Origin of the sequence: Nitrosomonas marina, assembly GCF_900110145.1 — a bacterium.
Classification (GTDB): domain Bacteria; phylum Pseudomonadota; class Gammaproteobacteria; order Burkholderiales; family Nitrosomonadaceae; genus Nitrosomonas; species Nitrosomonas marina.
Genome location: NZ_FOCP01000009.1, coordinates 16,756 through 36,890, shown reverse-complemented (window position 1 = coordinate 36,890; position 20,135 = coordinate 16,756). Strand labels below are relative to the sequence as shown.

The following is a 20,135-nucleotide window of genomic DNA, read 5'->3' as shown; positions in this document are numbered from 1 at the left end:
AACTTTAATTAATTATATGTTGACAGGGAAGTGACTATGCAAACAGATAACGGCGAAATGCACCAAAACAACACGGCAGATATTAACGATGATTTAAGCAAATTGGAACGGGATATTCATGACGCACTTGTAGAAGGTGTCAATGTTCAGGAGACCGTACATCGTTTAACACTGAAGGCTATGAAAGCTGACCGACTGGATATCGACTCTATCCGACGTATAGTCACAGCAGTGACGAATGGCATTCAGGAAGGCGCTCAGCAAAAATTCCTTGCGGCGAATAATCAGACTCAAACCGCAAAATTACAGATTACTGCCGCTATTTCCGGGTTGGATTCGGCACTTGCAAGATTAGCAGAAGCATCCAAACTTGCAGTGCTCGAGGCAGCTGACCGGGCACAAAAATTTTCCGAAAAAGAACTGGTCCATACACGTTCCGATCTTGAAAGCCTGGAAAGCCTCTTTCTGGACACGTTACAAAACACAGCTTCAGCGGCAAAAGGAACAATCTCAGATATACTGCAAGACATCACCAAACATGCCAAAAACAACGGTACTATTGTCGGAGAACAGTTGAAAGAGACCCTTGCCACCTTTGCCCAACAGGCCGCTTCAGTCGGACATGCACAAATAGAAGCCGGAGCGCAGCTTACTCAAACAACAGCAGGCTTTGTCCATAAAATTGCTACCGGGCTTCTGTCAGGTATCAAGGATCATTCGAAACACAAGCATTAGCACTCGTTTATATTGGTCGACCAAGCCATGACTGACCACAGTCAGCTTTCCAGAATAACCGACAAGTCAGGTTAACGGACAGGCTGCTCATATAAAAACAGTACTTTGGTGCTTTATCGCTTTTAACCTGCCCGGTTCTCGCCTCCCAGCGCATGTATAAGATCAGGCAAGAACCGGTTTAACTCACCGGTCATCAGTGCAAAATCGCTGTCAAACTGATCATCCGAATCTGAAGCCTCCGATGATTCTGTAATAATATCAAGTGGTTCGATGCGCCTGATCTGTAAATTGTCGTGAAGTACAAAAGAAACCCTGTCCCTCCAGGTCAAGGCTAAACGAATTACCCGTTTACCCGCAGAAATATGTCTGATTGTCTCGTCCATATCCAGCACATGATGCGTATATCGAATTTTTGATTTTTCACTATCCACGCCCTGTAACTCGCAGTCGCGATCAATCGTAATAACTGCTGGTGGCTCATCTCCCGACAGCCAGCGGGTCATCAGGGTTGAAGGGGAAATATTTGTTGCAAGTGGGGCTAATCGAATACCTGTCATTGTTTTTAACAACAGATCAACAAGTTCTTCTGCTCTTTTCAGATTGGCAACGTCAATCACTAGCAACTCCTCGTTCAAATCAATCCAGGCATACGTTATTTGACGCTGAATAAATGCACGGGGCATCAACTCGATCAATACGGCCTCTTTAATGTCTTTTATCTGACGCTTGCCCGCTTTATGGCCTTGATGTTGTTCCATCACTGCTATCCGCTCTTCAGCATATTGATTGATAACTGCACTTGGCAACAACTTTTTTTCGATGCCCAGCGCTATCAGCAAATGCTGATTGCAGGTATGAACAAACTGATCTGTTCCATCTTTTGGGTGCACCCACCCCCGGCTTTGCATTTCCATTTGCAGGCAATCCTGCAGGACTGACTTCCCCAATGCCTCATTCAGTTGCTGGGGATCAATTTTTCCATCTGTTATTCGGTAAATCAGTAAATTTTTAAACCACATGCTTCTGTATCGACCAGTAAAGAAAAAATAACATTACGAATAGAATACAACCGTTTTCTATGCATTCGAACAATATATAGAATAATCTCCGGATTGTTGAAAACCAACCAAGCTATAATAAAATTTCCATGAATCAGCCTGTTGATAATTATTACCTGCTGCATACGTAGCAATAATCAGAAAAAAGACAACATGAAAAAAATTTATTCAGCAAATAGTATTATGGAGGCTCAAATTGTTCTGGATATGCTGGAGCACGCTCTTATTCCGGCTCAATTGTTTAACCAACATGCACAAGGCGGTACAGGTGATATACCGTTTACACATGCTTACCCAGAAGTTTGGGTAGTACGGGACGCGGATTATGAACGGGGTCGTAAAATTGTTCAACATTATGAGTCGATTCCGCAGTCCGAAACAACCATCCAATGTTCCGCATGCGGCGAAGAAAATCCCTCCAATTTCCAGCTATGCTGGCATTGCGGCTGCGGACTCGAAACCGCCGAACCCCATCTATCTAATAAAAATCCACAGTAATCGTCATGACAAAATTGTCACTTTAAATTCAGTGCACCTTACAACGAATACGTTCTCAGACCAATGTGCTGAAGCGTATCAGTGGCGTACCCCTAATAAAATACCCCGATTCAAAAAATCCTGCATGATTTCATGGCCATGCTGGATAACAAGGTCAGGTTTAGGATGTTGCAGGTCTGCAGCAATTCGTGCCAGAAGTGCATGGCCGTTGTCACATTCATTGTCAATCATCAGTTTGAGCAAGCGTGCCGTAACCGGATTGGCCTCAATGAAATGAATTTCATCGTCTTTGTCACGGTATACAATCAGGTTTGTTACCATTTCATCCGGGGTTCGCGGTTGGAATTCGGGTCTGATTTTATGTACCGGAAACTGATAACACAGTAACCATGCCAGGGGAGAAACTACCGGAATTCCAGACAGTACATTGCCTTGCGCGTCGATTTGTTTCAGGCCTATTTTCTCCTCAAGTGTCGATAACGCAAGCTCAACCCACTCATAATGCGCAAGCTCCAGCATAAAAGGCGGATCTTCCGAGTTAAAACTACGCTCGTTCTGTAAATACTTCAGGAATTCTCGCGGCATTTCAGGAAAAAGAGGTGTGTGAGATTTATGGTTCGCGAAATAATCGCGGATTATAGCGTGCCAGTGCTCATCTCGCAGAATACTTCGCAAAACCGGATACGTATTGGCCATAAACCCTTCGACATTGTTATAGAACAGATCGCAATAAATTTTCATGCGCCGCTCCTCTATATCGTGTGGACGCGTATGACCACCGGGGTCCCGGATATATGCAGCAAAATCATATTGCTGCTGCATGAACACAAGTCGTTCAGGCATGCCGGTTATACTCGATTTCGGCACGATGTTGCCAGTGTGACTGTAGCTCTCGAATATGGTCCACTTCGCAAACCAGTTCATGCAAGTCCGGGATATTAAAATCTCTTTCCAGCAACGTTGGAATGACTCCAAATTGTTGGTACGCTTTCTCAAGTAACAGCCAGACCGGCTCAATCACTTCAGCACCGTGCGTATCTACAATCAGGTCTTCTGCCTCATTGTAATGACCTGCAATATGGATATAACGAATTCGTTCGGCAGGTATCTGCCTTAAAAATTCCTCTGCTTTGTAGCAGTGGTTGACACTGTTGACATAGATATTGTTGATATCGAGCAGCAAGTCACAGTCGGCTTCTTCAAGCACTGCATTCAGAAAATCTATCTCCGTCATTTGCTGTCCCGGCGCTGCATAATACGATACATTTTCTATTGCTATACGCTGTTCAAGAAAATCTTGAACCCGTTTTATCCGTTTTGCAACGTAATGAACCGCCTCGTTTGTGAATGGAATTGGCATTAAATCGTAAAGATGGCCATCATCACTGCAATAGCTCAGGTGTTCACTGTAGCAACGTATTTGATGTTCTCTCAAAAAGTGTTTGAGTCGTCGCAAAAACGCTTCATCCAATGGCGAAGGACCACCTATCGATAGCGATAAACCATGACATATAAACGGATATCGTTCTGTAAGCGTGTGCAGCTTCTTACCATAGTGACCGCCAACACCTATCCAGTTTTCTGGAGCAATTTCCCAGAAATCAACCGAACAGGCAGTCTGGTCTGTCAGCGAACGCATCATCGCCCGCCGCAGACCAAGTCCCGCACCATGAACAGGATATTCAATTGTGCTCATGAAAAAAAATACCAGGGCGCAGGCTACTTACTACTACCACACTTGCCTTCGCCGCATTTGCCTTCTTCCTCGGCTTTCTTGCCGCCGCAATTACCTTCCATATTTTTTTTCATATCATCGCCGCATTTACCTTCGCCGCATTTCCCCTCTTCCTTGGCTTTCTTACCGCCACATTTGCCTTCACCATATTTGTCTTTTTTCTCTGATTTATCTCCACCGCCACCATAGGCAAGCTGCATATAGCCGCCGGATAATTCGTTCATGGCGAATGGGTTATCAGCAGAAGAAACCTCAGATGAGACATTACCAGCGGCCAGGGTAGCAACAAAAGCCGTACCAACAGCAAGGGAAACTGGTTTTAATGATTTTTTGGACATTATTTTCTCCATATAGCATTTGAAAAATGGCTGAATCATTCAACAAGATGTAATTACAACACCGTGTAATTAATCATTGGCTGATGTTCGCCCGGTTATGGTTATTTTATTACATGTGCCAACTAATGCATGTAAAGTCCTGAAGAACTCTGACTATATAAATAACCACTATACGCATAGTATCTTTTTTTTAAATAAACAACATTACACATTCTTGCTTTTTTTGCAAGCTGCTCTCTGATACACTCAGCCCTGCAAAGACGCTGCTGAAAATGTTTGTGTTCTGCCAAACTCAAAAGAGAGAGATAACACACTTTTCGCAAATACACGCAGTGAATCTAATCAGTAAATAGCGGAATAATACAAAATATTACATGCTATTACAGAAAAAATGCCCATATTATGAATATAATAATTAACGCAATAATTTGACGCCAGATTTGAGGAGCAATGAATGTTTGACAAACGCAACCAGCTAATTTTTTATGTCAATATCCTGATTATAATATTTGGAATCACGCTAATCGTGATGAGTGATTTCATGATAATAGGTTTTTTGTTTATAATCAGTGCTGCTTTATTGATTTACGAACAATTGCAGCAAAACAAGGGTGCCTTCAGTATTTCAGGACTGGAAAAAATTCTGACGGTTAAAGACACATGCGGTAACAAAGCTGAGTTGGTGCAAAAACAAAAAACCACCCCCTGTCATGTTGACAATACTGTCTTCTGGTTTAAGAATATAAGTCCGACAGGATCAGTCAGCGGTTTCCGCATTAATAACCAGTCACCTATCGAACAAACAAAAGATACAAATAACAAATACCAGGTCTGCATGGCATTACCTGCAAATCCGAAATCAACAAATGGGTTGGATACAACGTTGTCGTACACATGTACGGGTGCATACAGCCATACTGACTGCTCACTCTCCCATGTTGTAGAGGATGAAACCGATCATCTCAAACTTATTGTTGAACTGCCCAAAGGGCGCCCCATTTCTTCTGCCCAAGCATACTGTTTATACAATGGCAATAAAGAAGCGCTGTTGCCACCCGTAATCACTGGCGAAACCAGGATAGAAACAGAAATTAAAGAACCCAGGATTGGTGCAGAATACCTTCTGGAATGGAAATGGCCTGAAGCTAACATTATTAGGAAAATTGGCTGCTATCTGAGCTGACGGTATTGCCGGAGGGAAATCGCATCAAATGCAATTTCCCTACCCGAATTCAAATACTTGTTATGTATCTTTTTACCAACTACAATTCACGCTTCACACTGACAATCGATTTCAGGCGGGGTTTATGCTGAGTAGCGCCCATACCGGGTTCATTGACTGGCTCGCTGGAACTGATTAAATGTTTCCAGAAGTTAATTACAGCATGTGAACTTTTCTTCTGATCCGTACCCAGCTGCATCCACAAAATGCTTCATCATAAGTCATGACATATCAGCAAAACACAATAAAGGACCTGTCAGTTGTCGCCGTAAAATCAACAAACCCATATCTGCACTTGGTTGATTCTGCATCAACTATCTTCAGTGTTAAAAGATACTGATATTTGTGTTGAGCATACTGATTCGAAACTAAGATTCAGCTTTCCTGTTTCCAGCAGCAAAACCTGCTGCGAGATAAAAATAGCATGAAATTTTAAACAAAAATAGTAAATTTAAATTATGAAGCTGCATCAAGTTCATCGTTGTATTAATTTTATCGATTGAACAATGAAATCGTTTAAAATCAGTGCAAATTTTGGTACAACCCTTACAGTAGTCGATTACTTATCTTGAATTTATTGCGTGCTCTGGCTGCTGTCAGCAGTATGACCCTTATCTCCAGGATTCTTGGTTTTATACGTGATGTTATTATTGCGCGTATTTTTGGAGCAGGAATGGCTGCAGATGCATTTTTTGTAGCATTTCGCATTCCAAATCTCCTGAGGCGTCTATTTGCTGAAGGTGCCTTTTCTCAAGCATTCGTTCCAATATTGGCGGAATATAAAAACAAACGTACAAGTGAAGAGACTCGTTTACTGATTGATCATGTTGCAACACTGCTGGCTCTGGCACTTTTCATTGTTACGCTGATTGGCGTGATGGGCGCACCTATGATCATCTATGCCAGCGCACCCGGTTTTGCCACCAATACCGAGAAATTCAATTTAACCGTTGAGTTACTGCGAATTACATTTCCATATATTCTGTTTATTTCTCTGGTATCTCTTGCAGGTGGCATTCTTAATACCTATGGAAAATTTTATGTGCCTGCACTGACACCGGCATTATTGAATCTTTCTTTTATTACAAGCGCACTTTGGCTAACCCCTTACTTCGACCCTCCCGTGCTGGCACTGGCATGGGCTGTATTCATAGGCGGAGCGTTACAGTTGTGTTTTCAGATTCCATATTTGACGCGTCTTAAGTTAATGCCAAGAATTCGTTTTAAAACAAATGATACTGGAACCTGGCGTATTCTTAAATTAATGGGGCCCGCTGTATTTGGGGTATCAGTTGGCCAAATCAGTATGCTGATTAATACGATATTTGCATCATTACTCATAACTGGCAGTGTTTCATGGCTTTACTATGCTGATCGCCTGATGGAATTCCCGGCCGGTCTCTTGGGTGTAGCACTGGGGACGATATTATTACCATCACTTGCAAAACACTACAGCAGTAACAGCACAGAAGCATATTCGAAATTATTAGACTGGGGATTGCGCCTGACAGTATTGCTGACATTACCAGCCGCACTGGCACTAGCGTTGCTATCGACACCGCTGATCACAACATTGTTTCACTATGGCGCTTTTACCGATAATGATGTGTTCATGACCCGAGATGCTCTTGTGGCTTACAGTTTGGGTTTGATCGGTCTTATTCTGGTTAAAGTACTGGCACCCGGATTTTATGCACGGCAAAATATCAAAACTCCGGTTAAAATTGCAGTCATCACCTTGATTGCAACCCAATTAATGAATCTTGCTTTTATTATTCCACTCAAACACGCCGGACTCGCGCTTGCGATTGGCCTTGGTGCCTGCCTTAATGCCGGTTTGTTATATTACAATCTGCGCATTCAAAAGATTTATCAGCCACAACCCGGGTGGGCCATTTTTCTAGTCAGGGTAGCTACAGCTCTACTAGTCATGAGTATCGCACTATGGTTCACTTCTGGAACGGATGCATCGTGGCTTACTGATACAGCAGTTACGCGTGCGGGTCGTCTTGCTATAATTATCCTAACAGGTGCATGCAGCTATTTTGCCGCCCTATGGTTACTTGGAGTCAGGTTAAAAGATTTTTCTAAAAACCAGTTTGAAAACAGACCTGAAGACACCTGAGTGATTAAATATGAACTGCTGTTTTTTTATCATGATCGATCAATGCATAAGCCGAATGATTATGTATTGATTCAAAATTTTCTGATTCAACTATGTAAGCATCAATTCGTTTATCCTTATTCAGGGTGTCAGCTATATCTCTGACAATATCCTCAACAAATTTAGGATTGTCATAGGCTTTTTCTGTTACATATTTTTCGTCAGGGCGTTTAAGCAACCCGTAAAGCTCACATGATGCGTTATCTTCAGCGATTTTAATCAGATCTTCAATCCATACGAAACTGTTGGTGCGTGCAGAAATCGTTACATGCGAACGCTGGTTGTGTGCGCCATAGTCGGATATTTTCTTTGAACAAGGACATAAACTGGTTATCGGCACAACAACTTTGATCGTAAAAGCATATGCGTTGTTCTTGATTTCGCCTATAAATGTAACTTCATAATCCAGCAGGCTTCTGACACCGGAGACGGGCGCTGCTTTATCAACAAAATAAGGAAAAGTCATTTCAATATGGCCGGAATCACTCTCCAGCCTTTCTACCATCTCCTGCAAGATGGTTTTAAACGATTCCACTGATATTTCCCGTTCATGGCTATTGAGAATTTCAACAAACCGGGACATATGCGTACCCTTAAACTTATGCGGCAAATTTACATACATGTTAAACATGGCAACAGTATGCTGTACGCCATCATCTTTATCCGCAACCACAACCGGATGACGAATTGCTTTGATGCCGACTCGGTCAATTGCTATACGTCGTGTATCGTGTGTACTCTGTACATCAGCGATGGGCAAATCTATTTCTTTATTCATGTCTACCCCATCCTATTTTAGAGATCGTTAATTATGTTGTTACTAAATACAAACAGACTTAAAAACCATTTAAATGATCTGGCTTGTGTGACTCACAACCAATCAGGACAGATATTCACGCACGGACCGAACAATGCCGCTCTTGTCCAATCCACAGTCCGCCAACATATTAGCATGATCCCCCTGCTCAAGAAAAACGTCAGGAAGGCCCAATTGCAGCGTTCTAACATTTAGCTTCTGTCTATTCAAGGATTCGACTACCGCACTCCCAGCGCCTCCCATGATAGTGTTTTCCTCAACTGTGACTAGTAGATCGTGATCGCCCGCCAAAGTTGCAATCAATTCATTATCTAACGGCTTTACAAAACGCATATCGGCAACAGTAGCATTCAACTCATCAGCAGCTAACAGGGACGGTGCGAGCATGCTGCCAAAGGCAAGAAAAGCGATTTTTTCACCTTTTCGGCGAACCACACCACGACCGATAGGTAACTCAACCATATTTTTTTGAGCTTCGATGCCTGGTCCCGTTCCGCGTGGATATCTGACCGCAGACGGCGTATCAAGATTGAAAGCAGTATATAACATTTGCCTGCACTCATTCTCATCAGATGGCGTCATGACAGTCATATTGGGAATACAGCGCAAATACGACAAGTCAAAGCTTCCTGCGTGTGTCGGGCCATCAGCGCCGACCAGTCCCGCCCGGTCTATCGCAAAAAGAACCGGCAAATTTTGAATAGCCACGTCATGTATCAACTGATCATAAGCCCGCTGTAGAAACGTTGAATAAATGGCTACAACTGGTTTCAATCCATTACAAGCTGCACCCGCGGCAAATGTCACCGCATGCTGTTCTGCTATACCAACATCAAAATACTGATCGGGGAATTCCTGAGAAAACCTAACCAGCCCAGACCCTTCCCGCATCGCCGGCGTAATGCCTATCAGACGCGTATCACTGGCTGCCATATCACATAACCATTCACCAAAAATCTGGGTGTAGGTTGGTTTGCTAGACGGCTTGGCAACAATACCTTCTTTCGGATCAAACTTACTAACACCATGATACAGAATCGGATCTTCCTCAGCAACCTTATACCCTGCGCCTTTCCGGGTAACCACATGTAAGAATTGCGGCCCTTCAAGATATTTGATGTTCTTCAGCGTAGTAGTTAGCACTTTGAGGTCGTGACCATCTATGGGGCCGATATAATTAAATCCAAACTCCTCAAAAAGCGTGCCTTCTGGCGTCACCATCCCTTTCATATGTTCTTCTGCACGCTTGGCCAGCTCGAGCATAGGTGGCACTACACCAAGCATTCTTTCACCCGCCCGGCGTGCAGTCGCATAGAATCGACCTGACATCAGCTTTGCAAAATAATTATTCAGCGCGCCAACCGGCTTCGATATGGACATATCATTATCATTCAATATAACCAGCAGATTGGCATCCATCACACCCGCATTATTCAGTCCTTCAAATGCCATACCTGCACTCATGGCGCCATCACCAATGATTGCGACTGCGCGTCGATCACTTTTTTCCAACTGGGTTGCAACGGCCATACCGAGGGCAGCACTGATAGATGTGCTTGAGTGCGCGGTTCCAAATGCATCATATTCACTTTCATCCCGCTTTGGAAATCCGGAGATACCACCCTGCATGCGTAATCTACCCATTGCTTCTCGTCTGCCTGTGAGTATTTTGTGCGCATAAGTTTGATGGCCCACATCCCAGACCAGCTGATCATGCGGTGTATTAAACACATAATGCAGTGCTACTGTTAACTCAACGGTTCCCAGGTTGGAAGACAAGTGACCGCCGGTTTTAGAAACTGAGTTTATTAGAAAACTACGCAATTCCTTGGCATACTCAAATAAATCTTTAAGTTCAAGTTCGCGTAGTTGAGCTGGAGAATTGATACGATCTAGCAGTGAGTACATTCAGATTCTGAGAATTTATTAACTTTATGATATGAAAACAATTAGAATTCGCGTTTTATAATAAAATCAGTGACCTGGCGAAGCCTTAGAGCAGCGTCACCAAATTCGCGTAATATCCGGTCAGCTTCCTGTTGCAGTTTTTCTGCTCTCTCTTTCGCTTCGCGAATACCCATGATACTGACATAAGTTGGTTTATTATTTTCGGCATCCTTGCCAGCAGTTTTTCCAAGTGTTGCAGTGGTGGCCTCTGCATCAAGCAGATCATCGACGACTTGAAATGCAAGACCGACACATTTAGCAAAATGATCCAATTTTTTCAGTTGCTCGTCATTTAATTGATTGCTGCAGTGTGCACCCAGCATTACAGCAGCTCGTATCAATGCACCGGTTTTGTGAATATGCATGAATTCCAGCTCTGGCAATGTCAATGTTTTCCCCACGTTGTCCAGATCAAATGCCTGACCACCGGCCATACCCCTGGAACCGGAAGCATTTGCAAGCTGTTTGATCATGCTTAGCTGTGTCTTTGCATCATTAGTCAGTTGTTTTTCTGCAAGCAATTCAAACGCGAGTGTCTGCAAGCTGTCCCCTGTCAATAACGCAGTTGCTTCATCGAACTCGACGTGGCAAGTTGGTTTGCCGCGTCTGAGTACATCATTATCCATGCATGGCATATCGTCATGCACAAGTGAGTATGCATGAATTAACTCAACAGCCGCGGCTACTACCGTTACACTTGCAGCATTTGCCTGCCCCAACTCACCAGCAGCAAATGACAACAGCGGGCGCACTCGTTTTCCACCGCCGAGTACTGCATACCGCATCGCTTGATGCAAACGTACTGGCACGCAATCTACTGAAGGTAAACGTGAATCTAAAAAATTTTCAATAGATGCCTGACAATGACTCGCCCAGCTCTGGAAATCAGCGGTCATGGACTTCGGGTATTGTATAGTTTTTTAACAGATCAGCCTCAAGAATACGTACTTGTTGTTGAGCATCCTGCAGTTGCTTCTGACAATATTGCAGTAATTCGGCACCACGTTTGTATGCAGTTAACGAAGCTTCCAAAGACATCTGCCCTGCTTCCATTGCCGCAACAATATTCTCGAGTTCTGCCGACGCTGCTTCAAAACTTTCTGGCTGCGAGGAAGCGGATACCTGAGATGAAGTGGATACTTTTGTTGTTTTTGCCATAATGCTGTGTGACAGAAATAATTGTAAGCCAAGAATATGTGTTTAGTTTGTAATCGTTGAAAATAACGTAATTAACAACCATTGGTCAATTTTATTTTACCATGACAGCCTGATCGTTTGATCAATGCTTTCAAATTCGGTTATTTATAGGAATACCCGTAATGCCTTGTTGTCACACCATTGTTTTTTATATTATTAGTCAGTAACGTATATCCAATATTCCTCTCGGATCACTCGCGACAAGCGACTGGCGGTTTCGTTTATCGATAAGTATCATTTGCATATTTCCCCATTTGCGCTGCATTGCACGAACTTCATGTCCTTTGTATTGCAATGCTTCTACCCAATCGGAATTAAATGTTTCGGGTTCAATCTGAATAAAATCAGGTAGATATTGATGATGAAAACGCGGTCCAGCTACTAATTTTTGAGGATCTGTCTGATTATTATTCACAAAATCAAGAATCACCAGTAAAACCATACTGATGATACGTGATCCGCCAGGTGTTCCAAAAACCAGAATGTTTTCATCATTTTCCACAAATGTGGGAGACATACTCGATAAGGGACGCTTACCCGGCGCAATGGCATTTGCCTGCGAGCCGTACAAACCGAAGACATTCGGAATATCCGTACCCATTGCGAAGTCGTCCATTTCATTATTTAATAAAATTCCGGTATCCCCTGCAACAAATCCAGAACCAAAAAATGTATTGATACTCATCGTAGCAGCAACACGGTTTCCATCTTTATCAAGGATTGAAAAATGTGTGGTTTCCTTGCCTTCATTCTTGACAGGCTGTGATGGCATACTCACCCCGGCTCGTTTTAGATTTATTAAGGCCGCTTGTTGCTGTGCATAGGCTTTGCTTGTCAGCAGTTCGACCGGGACCTGCACAAAATCACTATCCCCGAGTAATTCGGCACGATTTTTATAACTGAGCCGCAGTGCTTCAACGACCAGATGCACACGCTCGAATACGTTGCTTTCTTCAAAATTCAACCATTTAAGTGTGTTTAATGCCTGAACAAGGGTCAAACCTCCTGCTGACGGCAGTGGCGCAGAAGTGATAAGTGCATTTTTATACCTGAACTGCATGGGTTTTCGTTCAATGACGCGATAACGGGCCAGATCCTGCTCATGCCATATTCCCCCCGAGTTTCTAACTGAACGAATCAATTCATATGCTACCGAACCTTCATAAAAGCCTTTACTGCCCGACCGCGCAATCGCACTTAATGTCGCAGCAAGCTGCGACTGGCGAAAAATCTGGCCAGGTTCAGGCGGTTTTCCGCCAGGCAAAAATATCTTCGCGGTATCTGTGTATTTCGCAAGCTTTTTCTTATGAAACTCGAGTGTTTGAGCAAATCTATGGTCAACTCTGAAGCCCTCCCGTGCCAGCCGAATCGCCGGAGCCAGACTTTGCGCCAAGTCCAACCGGCCGTATCGCTGTGATATGTAAGCAAGTGCCGCAGGAGTACCGGGGATTCCAGCTGCTAAAGGGCCATTCAAAGATTTACCCGGAACAGGCTGATTGTTATCATCCAGATACATGGTTTTAGAAGCCTCCAGGGGTGCAATTTCACGTCCGTCGATCATAATGTTTCGATCCACATTCGCTTCATGCAATAACCAGAACCCTCCTCCTCCCAGACCTGAGGCATAAGGCTCAACAACAGCCAGCGCAGCACTCACAGCAACAGCGGCATCAAATGCATTACCGCCTTTGTCCAGAATTTCATAACCGGCAGCAGTCGCCAAACGATGAGCCGACACAACAGCAGCAGGTGTACCTGCATAAGCCTGACAGATAAAACCGATCCATAGAATAAAACTCAAAATGGACAAAGCATGGCCGCTTTTTTTCAAATATGACTGCATAATCAATAAATAAATAAAATTTCTTGCTTCCAACAAAAGTAAATATTCCACTCTTATGACTGTTATCATATTGATACAATGATTTGTCTATGGCAAGATTCACAGGATTTTTTTTCAATGCATGATTGAAGAAAATATTGCAGACATTAAACAGGCAAATACTTAGCTAATAAGCAATACTTGTTCTTAACATTTAAGCGGCCACACTGTGTTGTGGATTTTCCAGTATCCACCGACACGAGTTTGCAATAATGAAATCAATACAACTACTAGCGTGTCGAAAAAACCGACAATACAGCAGCCTATTAATTTTATCTAAATGAAGGGGTTACCTTGGAAGATTTTATTGATCAAATTTCCAAATATTTTGAAACCGTACCACTATGGCCGTTTTTCTTATTTGGTTTCGTTGGTTTGGTTGCCATAGCTGTTGAAATAGTCAACCGCAAACGCCGCGAGGAAGCAATTGAAAATTTCCGTAATACTATTGAGACCGAATTGGCAACTATGTACCCCAAACATATTCGCTGGCCGGAAAATGTCAATCAGTATTTATGTTCCCGTTTGCCCGAAATGCAGCATAATTTCGAGGTATTAAGAGTTTTTATTCCGCAGAAACAACTGCTCAGCTATAACACAGCCTGGAATAAATATTGCGACTTTTGCCGTACCATTACAGATGAGACCTGTGCCGCATCCGAGCAATCTACAAACACTTCTTCAGGAGCCGGGAAGACCACTTCAGCTGATGAAAATGATCCGAAAAAAGTATTTCATAAACTTGTTTCTGACTTACTTGAATTTACCAGGAATTAACGGATGTCTGAATGAAGACCTGCGCATTCGATTTTAAAAATTTCTGTGGTTCTGTTTGTAAATGAATATCCTTGTGACCGGATATCAATCGTTTTTAATATTATAATACGCCACTTAACCGGGTGCGAAACAGATCGTTGTTGTATTGAATGGATGTTCAGAAGTTCAAGCCATAAGGCCACGAGCCAGTTCTTCCAGTTCGGAACGGCATTCCACAACTTTTTCAAGTTCCATTTCTGCATCAGCTTCGTTGATACCTAGTTCATCCAACATTGCTGACGTTTCAATATGCTCGCAGGCATCAGGCACACCATCTTTGTGTAACAGCCTATTAGTCGTGGCAACAAGTTTTACGTAGTTTACATGCTTGCCAACACTGTCCGGATAATGATGTTTGGCCGCCATCATAATTACCTCCTCAGGCAGACACCAGGCCTTTAGCAGATAAAGACCGATGAGGTCATGTGTGATGCCAAAATGCTGAATTTCAAGCGGCCTGATATCCTGATTTGGGTTTTGTCCTATCAACTCATTAAGACTCGCAAACTCTTTAGGACAAAAATGCGCAAACATCAGGTAGCCAAAGTTATGAAGCAATCCACCCAGATAAGCAAGTTCAGAATTTATACAATGTTTTTTATCAATAACCCTTGCTATTTGACGACATAATTGAGCACACAAAAGCGCGTCTCTCCAGAGGCAAACACGACCGAGCGGCCCGTAATTCGGCATTTTGAGCGAGCCAGACGCGGCAACACTTAAGGTCACGTTTAATGTCGTTGTATAACCAAGCACCAGGGAGATAGCATGCGTTACAGAAGTTATTCGATCACCGTACCCAAATATAGCCATCCGTGCATATTTCATGACAAAAGCCGCTAGAGAAGGGTCGCTTTCGATTACACCGACCAACTCATCCAAGTGTGCATCCGGTTTATTACGAAGCATTAGAATTTTACTGGCCGTTTCCGGAAGTGGGGGAATTAATTCTGTTTGCTGCAGTGTCTCGCGTAGATTTTCATTGAGCACCTGTCTATTATGTACATTCAAAACTTTCACCTTCCCCTATGTTCTCCTAAGCTTTCAGATATAAATTTAAATTCTGAACAATTTAGATCTGTCAAAACCATGAAATCCGTATTGTTTTTTTATCGTAAATCCCGGCTCAATCTTTAGCATGCTGTTAACAATATATCCCGAGCGCAATATGACAAAGCCAATTTTGCATGCTGCGTTTAGCGCTCAGATGGTAACCATAGAATGTACAGAGTAAAAGCAGGTATTATTGTTTAATAAAACCGAGGTCTTACCTGCTGTTTAAAACGGAGGGGAACAGATTATTGCAGCAGCCTGTCGGCTTCCAATTTGAATACCAGCACCTGAATAACTAATACACCAGTATTGCCGTTATTGCTAGAAATTTACACGATCAAAATGCACAAACCATTATTTGTTCGTTTTTACAAGGCAATTAAGTGGCACATCAACTGTAAGAACCAAATATATTGACACTGAAAAAACAGATATCGCCAATGAAAATATGGTTCTTTAAATTTGTTAACAGCTGTTTTTTCGCAGCTACGAATCTAACCGAAAATTTTCTACCGCCAGAACAGCACAATTCAGTAGCTTTGTCACATATAAATTATGGTTCGGCGCAAGCAACAGTCCATTCAACTTCTTTCATACTATCCGGCTGCACACGTTTCCACTGCTGGGGCTGATTATAGGAGCGTAGCAATTCTCCTTTCTCCATATTCCAGCTGAATAATGAAAAAGCAAGCGTTCTTATGCCAGCTTCTCTGCAATTATAGTCTCGACGTATTTTTTTAGATAAAAAATTGGTGCCGGATGCCCTTTGTTCAGATTCATAGTCATACAAAACCCACATTTTGACTCTTCCTCCAGCTCTCTGGGCCGAGGTTAAATCTGCATATACAACAAAAGCGCCCTTATCATTGCTTTCTGCAATCTGAGTCCACTCTGCCCATACAGGTGAGGCTATCAGTGCAAGCATCAAAATTATTAATATTTTTTTCATAGCCGGTATATGTTTGGAACACACCTAAATCTTCGACTTGAACAGGAGTCTAATCTACTGGTTTTATCAGATTAAACTATCCGTCCATATAGAGATTCTTACATTATCACTACGCTAACGCAAATTATCAGCGCATTATGCATTTTCCAGAAAACGTTTTTTTTCAACAAAACCACAACAACAAACTGATAAAAATATATTTTTATTGATATTCTATTAAACAGGGCAGGAGAAAATATTCGGTCATTCTTACATGTTTAAAGCAAGCATCAATTGTTTTTATTGTACTGAAGATCATGTAACAGCATGCAAAAAAACTACTAACAGCTCCTGCTGTTGTGGATTGTATAAAGCATCCCGCGTCCCATACAACAAATTACCACATCTTTTCATGAGGGATTTGATTTATGAATTACCTTAATCTCAAACAGTTTTTTCTACTTTGGCTGACACTTTTCCTTTCTATCTTGGCCTCACGCGATGTCTTCGCCAAAGATCCTTTTGCAGTTAAAAGAGCAAAAATGATAGAAATCATCGAAGCGGAAGTCCGGACCGGATATGGTAATCTGGCAAAAAAAAAGCTTGATGAGAATGTCATTAGGGCACTCAATACGGTGCCTCGCCACGAATTTGTACCAAAAAAATTGCAGCACAGCGCATACGACAACCGGCCATTGCCGATTGGTCACGGACAAACTATCTCACAGCCCTACATTGTGGCCATAATGACTAATTTACTGCATGTTGGTAAAAATGACAGTATCCTTGAAATCGGCACCGGTTCAGGTTACCAGATTGCGGTACTTGCTGAATTGGTCAGCAAAGCATACAGTATAGAAATTATTGAGCCATTGGGCAAAGAGGCGCAGGCGCGTCTACAGAGACTTGGTTACGACAATATCACGCTTAAAATCGGCGACGGGTACTACGGCTGGGAAGAACATGCTCCGTTTGATGCAATAATCGTCACAGCTGCCGCCAGCCACATACCACCTCCACTGATCAAACAGTTGAAACCCGGTGGTCGCATGCTGATTCCAGTAGGCTCACGGTTTATGGTTCAAGAACTGTTACTGGTAGAAAAATCGAAAGAAGGCAAAGTCCGCACGCAGCAATTATTGCCTGTTGCTTTTGTACCGTTAACAGGTAAACATTGATTTATTCGATGAAAATCCGGCCACCGTTTCTTACAATAGCGCTGCTGTCATCCGCCATACTCGGATATGAGATTCTGCTGATGCGGCTGTTTTCTATTATTCAGTGGCATCATTTTGCCTACATGATCATCAGCCTGGCATTACTGGGGTTTGGCGCAAGCGGCACGTTTATCTCGATTTTTCAGGGCTCTTTCAGCAAAAAGTTTTCCCATGTTTTTCTTATTAATATCATGCTGTTCGTCCTTAGCAGCATCAGCTGTTTTTTGCTGGCGCAGTCAATACCTTTCAATCCTGACGAAATTCTTTGGGACCATTGGCAACCGCTTCGGCTGCTTGGTATCTACCTGTTACTCGCTCTTCCTTTTTTCTTTGCCGCCAATGCAATTGCACTGGCATTAACCTGCTTTCATTGGCGCATTGCAAGTCTTTATGCATTTGATTTAATGGGCGCAGGACTGGGCAGTCTGGGAATTGTGTTATTACTGTTCGTAGCCACGCCGTTGCAAGCGCTTTTTATTATTGGCTGCATTGGACTGGGAGCACTGGTTCTGGCCGCATGGGAGCTAGGATTTCAGCAACGAAACACAGTTTATACTGTATCGTTAATGATAGGTATCACAATAATAATCATGCACCATAACAGCGAATTGCGGTTGTCTCCCTACAAAGAACTGGTCCAAATGCAACGCATCCAGGGTACCGAAATCATCAGTGAGCACTCCAGCCCGCTGGGCCTGCTTTCAATCGTGCAAAACGACATCATTCCGTTGCGACATGCGCCAGGATTAAGCCTGAATGCAAAAACCGAACCACCCGAGCAAATCGGTGTTTTTACCGATGGAGGCGGCTTGACTGCCATAACACGCGAGACTGGAAATCCTGCCGATTATGCTTATTTAGACCAGACAACATCGGCTGCACCCTACCACCTTGCACAGCTGGACAAAGTGCTGATTCTGGGTGCTGGCGGTGGCAGCAGCATTTTACAGGCACGGTATCACCACGCACAGCAAATTGATGCTGTGGAATTAAATCCGCAACTTATCCGACTGATGCATGAAGATTATGCCGAATTTACCGGCCACTTGCTGAGTGGCGACACAGTACAGCTTTATCAAGGAGAGGCGCGCGGATTTATCAGTGAAACACAAAAACATTATGACCTGATCGAAATTGCATTACTGGATTCGTTTGCGGCTTCTTCGGCGGGTTTGTATGCATTAAATGAAAGCTATCTTTATACCGTCGAGTCGCTGCAAGATATGTTAAAAAGATTGCAGCCCGACGGTTATCTGGCAATCACACGCTGGATAAAGCTGCCGCCTCGTGACAACCTTAAGCTGCTAGCGACCGCTGTTGATGCTCTGGTTAATTCAGGTGCAATGAACCCTGGCAACCAATTAGTATTTCTTCGCAGTTGGCAAACCGGTACTTTACTGATCAAAAACCGCCCGTTCACATTTGAAGAAATTGAGGCACTAAAAACGTTTTGCAATGCGCGCTCTTTTGATCTTGACTGGTATCCCGGCATCACCCCCAACGAAACCAACCAGTTTAATCAGCTGGCGGAATCCTATTTTTTTCAGGCTGCAAATGCAATCATTAGCAATGAACGCAAGGATTTTTTCGAACGCTACAAGTTTGCACTGGAACCAGCAACTGATGATCGCCCTTATTTCTTTCACTTTTTCAAATGGTCCGTATTGACTGAAATTATCTCGCTGCGCAACAGCGGTGGACTGCCCCTCCTTGAGGGTGGGTATCTGGTACTGATTGCAACACTTTCTCAAGCGCTCGTTGCCAGCACTATTTTGATATTGCTGCCCCTGTTTTTTTTAAAAAAAACAATCATGACAGCATCGCCAGTCACTACTGCAATCAGCAGAAACCGCGTAATCATATATTTTTCAGCCATCGGACTGGCATTCTTATTTATTGAAATCGCTTTTATTCAAAAATTTATTCTGTTTCTGCATCATCCACTGTATGCCGTAGCGATCATACTGACAGCTTTTCTGATGTTTGCCGGATTGGGTAGCGGATTTTCCCAGCGATTAATCCAGTCCGGTCTTTATCAATCTGCAATCACCTTGGCAGTAATTGGCATTGTTGTACTTGGCTTTCTATACATGGCTTTTTTACAATCGATTTTCTCAACCTACCAGTCATTAACCATGCTACACAAGATTATTCTGACTGTCAGTTTGGTCGCACCGCTTGCTTTTTTGATGGGAATGCCATTTCCACTGGCTCTGGCAAAGCTAGGCGACATCGCCCCGGAAATGATTCCCTGGGCATGGGGAATCAACGGGTGTGCTTCAGTTGTGAGCGCCGTGCTGGCAACTTTGCTGGCAATTTCAATTGGGTTTAATGCGGTGATTGTACTCGCTTTAGTGCTATATAGCCTGGCTTGGGCGAGTTTTCCGATACAACGCAGTTAGGCGCAGTTCCTCTATTGATATTTGACTAAATACTAATCCACTCAACATGCCAGATTATTCTATAAGTCTTCTGACATAAATACTTACTCAGTTCACAGCAAAAAACGACAGGATTGTTTTTTACAA

The 20,135-nt window shown here is 43.1% G+C and carries 19 protein-coding genes; 7 read left to right on the top strand and 12 right to left on the bottom strand.

The window, feature by feature from the left end; genetic code table 11:
* Positions 1–36: 36 nt before the first annotated feature.
* Positions 37–735 (top strand): DUF6781 family protein, encoded by a 699-nt coding sequence (locus tag BMX44_RS07940; RefSeq protein WP_177167709.1) that lies wholly within the window; start codon positions 37–39, stop codon positions 733–735.
* Between the two features lie 122 nt (positions 736–857).
* Here BMX44_RS07940 and BMX44_RS07935 read toward each other — a convergent pair whose 3' ends face one another.
* Positions 858–1,754 carry a recombination-associated protein RdgC gene (locus BMX44_RS07935; RefSeq protein ID WP_090630901.1) on the bottom strand — a complete coding sequence of 299 codons (897 nt, stop codon included), beginning with the start codon at positions 1,752–1,754 and terminating at the stop codon, positions 858–860.
* 192 nt (positions 1,755–1,946) lie between these two features.
* Between BMX44_RS07935 and BMX44_RS07930 the strand changes: the two genes are divergently transcribed.
* A complete protein-coding gene (locus BMX44_RS07930; RefSeq protein ID WP_090631100.1) occupies positions 1,947–2,291 on the top strand; it encodes a putative signal transducing protein in 345 nt (114 codons plus the stop codon).
* Positions 2,292–2,369: 78 nt separating this feature from the next.
* Here BMX44_RS07930 and BMX44_RS07925 read toward each other — a convergent pair whose 3' ends face one another.
* The 3 genes from BMX44_RS07925 to BMX44_RS07915 are packed head-to-tail and all read right to left on the bottom strand — an operon-like array spanning position 2,370 to position 4,364.
* Complete coding sequence (locus BMX44_RS07925; protein WP_090630898.1) at positions 2,370–3,134, bottom strand: HvfC family RiPP maturation protein; 765 nt, start codon at positions 3,132–3,134, stop codon at positions 2,370–2,372.
* Positions 3,127–3,987 carry an HvfB family MNIO-type RiPP peptide maturase gene (locus tag BMX44_RS07920; RefSeq protein ID WP_090630891.1) on the bottom strand — a complete coding sequence of 287 codons (861 nt, stop codon included), beginning with the start codon at positions 3,985–3,987 and terminating at the stop codon, positions 3,127–3,129. The genes BMX44_RS07925 and BMX44_RS07920 overlap by 8 nt, the downstream gene beginning before the upstream one ends.
* 23 nt (positions 3,988–4,010) lie before the next feature.
* A complete protein-coding gene (locus BMX44_RS07915) occupies positions 4,011–4,364 on the bottom strand; it encodes an HvfA family oxazolone/thioamide-modified RiPP metallophore (RefSeq protein WP_177167708.1) in 354 nt (117 codons plus the stop codon).
* A 454-nt stretch (positions 4,365–4,818) separates the two neighbouring features.
* Between BMX44_RS07915 and BMX44_RS07910 the strand changes: the two genes are divergently transcribed.
* A complete protein-coding gene (locus tag BMX44_RS07910; protein WP_090630887.1) occupies positions 4,819–5,547 on the top strand; it encodes a hypothetical protein in 729 nt (242 codons plus the stop codon).
* 79 nt (positions 5,548–5,626) lie between these two features.
* On the opposite strand, the gene BMX44_RS16800 is transcribed toward BMX44_RS07910, so the two are convergent.
* Positions 5,627–5,785, bottom strand: a complete 159-nt coding sequence (locus tag BMX44_RS16800) for a hypothetical protein (RefSeq protein WP_177167707.1) — start codon at positions 5,783–5,785, stop codon at positions 5,627–5,629.
* A 369-nt stretch (positions 5,786–6,154) separates the two neighbouring features.
* Between BMX44_RS16800 and murJ the strand changes: the two genes are divergently transcribed.
* Positions 6,155–7,711 (top strand): murein biosynthesis integral membrane protein MurJ, encoded by a 1,557-nt coding sequence (gene murJ, locus BMX44_RS07905; RefSeq protein WP_090630885.1) that lies wholly within the window; start codon positions 6,155–6,157, stop codon positions 7,709–7,711.
* Positions 7,712–7,715: 4 nt separating this feature from the next.
* Here the strand turns inward: murJ and folE2 are convergent, their stop codons facing one another.
* The 5 genes from folE2 to ggt all read right to left on the bottom strand — a co-directional run bounded on the left by folE2 (position 7,716) and on the right by ggt (position 13,554).
* Positions 7,716–8,528, bottom strand: a complete 813-nt coding sequence (gene folE2, locus BMX44_RS07900; RefSeq protein ID WP_090630882.1) for a GTP cyclohydrolase FolE2 — start codon at positions 8,526–8,528, stop codon at positions 7,716–7,718.
* Between the two features lie 102 nt (positions 8,529–8,630).
* Positions 8,631–10,475, bottom strand: a complete 1,845-nt coding sequence (gene dxs / locus BMX44_RS07895; protein ID WP_090630879.1) for a 1-deoxy-D-xylulose-5-phosphate synthase — start codon at positions 10,473–10,475, stop codon at positions 8,631–8,633.
* Positions 10,476–10,516: 41 nt separating this feature from the next.
* Positions 10,517–11,410, bottom strand: coding sequence for a polyprenyl synthetase family protein (locus tag BMX44_RS07890; protein WP_090630876.1), 894 nt, complete (start codon positions 11,408–11,410; stop codon positions 10,517–10,519).
* Entirely contained in the window at positions 11,400–11,672 is a 273-nt protein-coding gene (locus BMX44_RS07885; RefSeq protein WP_090630873.1) for an exodeoxyribonuclease VII small subunit, read from the bottom strand. The genes BMX44_RS07890 and BMX44_RS07885 overlap by 11 nt, the downstream gene beginning before the upstream one ends.
* A 199-nt stretch (positions 11,673–11,871) precedes the next feature.
* Positions 11,872–13,554: a gamma-glutamyltransferase gene (gene ggt, locus BMX44_RS07880; protein WP_090631096.1), complete on the bottom strand. Its 1,683-nt coding sequence runs from the start codon at positions 13,552–13,554 to the stop codon at positions 11,872–11,874.
* A gap of 333 nt (positions 13,555–13,887) precedes the next feature.
* Here ggt and BMX44_RS07875 point away from each other — a divergent pair, with 333 nt between their 5' ends.
* The gene (locus tag BMX44_RS07875) at positions 13,888–14,370 is read left to right on the top strand and encodes a hypothetical protein (protein WP_090630871.1); all 483 of its coding nucleotides are present in this window, start codon (positions 13,888–13,890) and stop codon (positions 14,368–14,370) included.
* Between the two features lie 165 nt (positions 14,371–14,535).
* On the opposite strand, the gene BMX44_RS07870 is transcribed toward BMX44_RS07875, so the two are convergent.
* Both BMX44_RS07870 and BMX44_RS07865 read right to left on the bottom strand, forming a co-directional pair.
* Positions 14,536–15,399 carry an HDOD domain-containing protein gene (locus tag BMX44_RS07870; protein ID WP_177167706.1) on the bottom strand — a complete coding sequence of 288 codons (864 nt, stop codon included), beginning with the start codon at positions 15,397–15,399 and terminating at the stop codon, positions 14,536–14,538.
* Positions 15,400–16,015: 616 nt separating this feature from the next.
* Entirely contained in the window at positions 16,016–16,411 is a 396-nt protein-coding gene (locus BMX44_RS07865; protein WP_090630868.1) for a surface-adhesin E family protein, read from the bottom strand.
* Between the two features lie 407 nt (positions 16,412–16,818).
* Here BMX44_RS07865 and BMX44_RS07860 point away from each other — a divergent pair, with 407 nt between their 5' ends.
* Both BMX44_RS07860 and BMX44_RS07855 read left to right on the top strand, forming a co-directional pair.
* Entirely contained in the window at positions 16,819–17,568 is a 750-nt protein-coding gene (locus tag BMX44_RS07860; protein WP_090630865.1) for a protein-L-isoaspartate(D-aspartate) O-methyltransferase, read from the top strand.
* Positions 17,569–17,576: 8 nt separating this feature from the next.
* Positions 17,577–20,009, top strand: a complete 2,433-nt coding sequence (locus BMX44_RS07855; protein WP_090630862.1) for a spermine/spermidine synthase domain-containing protein — start codon at positions 17,577–17,579, stop codon at positions 20,007–20,009.
* Positions 20,010–20,135: the final 126 nt, after the last annotated feature.

Excerpts from the sequence above, each read along its gene's own strand:
- ggt (WP_090631096.1), bottom strand. The coding sequence starts at position 13,554 with ATGCAGTCATATTTGAAAAAAAGCGGCCATGCTTTGTCCATTTTGAGT.
- BMX44_RS16800 (WP_177167707.1), bottom strand. The coding sequence starts at position 5,785 with ATGCAGCTGGGTACGGATCAGAAGAAAAGTTCACATGCTGTAATTAAC.
- folE2 (WP_090630882.1), bottom strand. The coding sequence starts at position 8,528 with ATGAATAAAGAAATAGATTTGCCCATCGCTGATGTACAGAGTACACAC.
- BMX44_RS07925 (WP_090630898.1), bottom strand. The coding sequence starts at position 3,134 with ATGCCTGAACGACTTGTGTTCATGCAGCAGCAATATGATTTTGCTGCA.
- BMX44_RS07855 (WP_090630862.1), top strand. The coding sequence starts at position 17,577 with ATGAAAATCCGGCCACCGTTTCTTACAATAGCGCTGCTGTCATCCGCC.
- BMX44_RS07940 (WP_177167709.1), top strand. The coding sequence starts at position 37 with ATGCAAACAGATAACGGCGAAATGCACCAAAACAACACGGCAGATATT.
- BMX44_RS07915 (WP_177167708.1), bottom strand. The coding sequence starts at position 4,364 with ATGTCCAAAAAATCATTAAAACCAGTTTCCCTTGCTGTTGGTACGGCT.
- BMX44_RS07920 (WP_090630891.1), bottom strand. The coding sequence starts at position 3,987 with ATGAGCACAATTGAATATCCTGTTCATGGTGCGGGACTTGGTCTGCGG.
- dxs (WP_090630879.1), bottom strand. The coding sequence starts at position 10,475 with ATGTACTCACTGCTAGATCGTATCAATTCTCCAGCTCAACTACGCGAA.
- BMX44_RS07930 (WP_090631100.1), top strand. The coding sequence starts at position 1,947 with ATGAAAAAAATTTATTCAGCAAATAGTATTATGGAGGCTCAAATTGTT.
- BMX44_RS07935 (WP_090630901.1), bottom strand. The coding sequence starts at position 1,754 with ATGTGGTTTAAAAATTTACTGATTTACCGAATAACAGATGGAAAAATT.
- BMX44_RS07885 (WP_090630873.1), bottom strand. The coding sequence starts at position 11,672 with ATGGCAAAAACAACAAAAGTATCCACTTCATCTCAGGTATCCGCTTCC.
- BMX44_RS07910 (WP_090630887.1), top strand. The coding sequence starts at position 4,819 with ATGTTTGACAAACGCAACCAGCTAATTTTTTATGTCAATATCCTGATT.
- BMX44_RS07860 (WP_090630865.1), top strand. The coding sequence starts at position 16,819 with ATGAATTACCTTAATCTCAAACAGTTTTTTCTACTTTGGCTGACACTT.
- BMX44_RS07890 (WP_090630876.1), bottom strand. The coding sequence starts at position 11,410 with ATGACCGCTGATTTCCAGAGCTGGGCGAGTCATTGTCAGGCATCTATT.
- BMX44_RS07865 (WP_090630868.1), bottom strand. The coding sequence starts at position 16,411 with ATGAAAAAAATATTAATAATTTTGATGCTTGCACTGATAGCCTCACCT.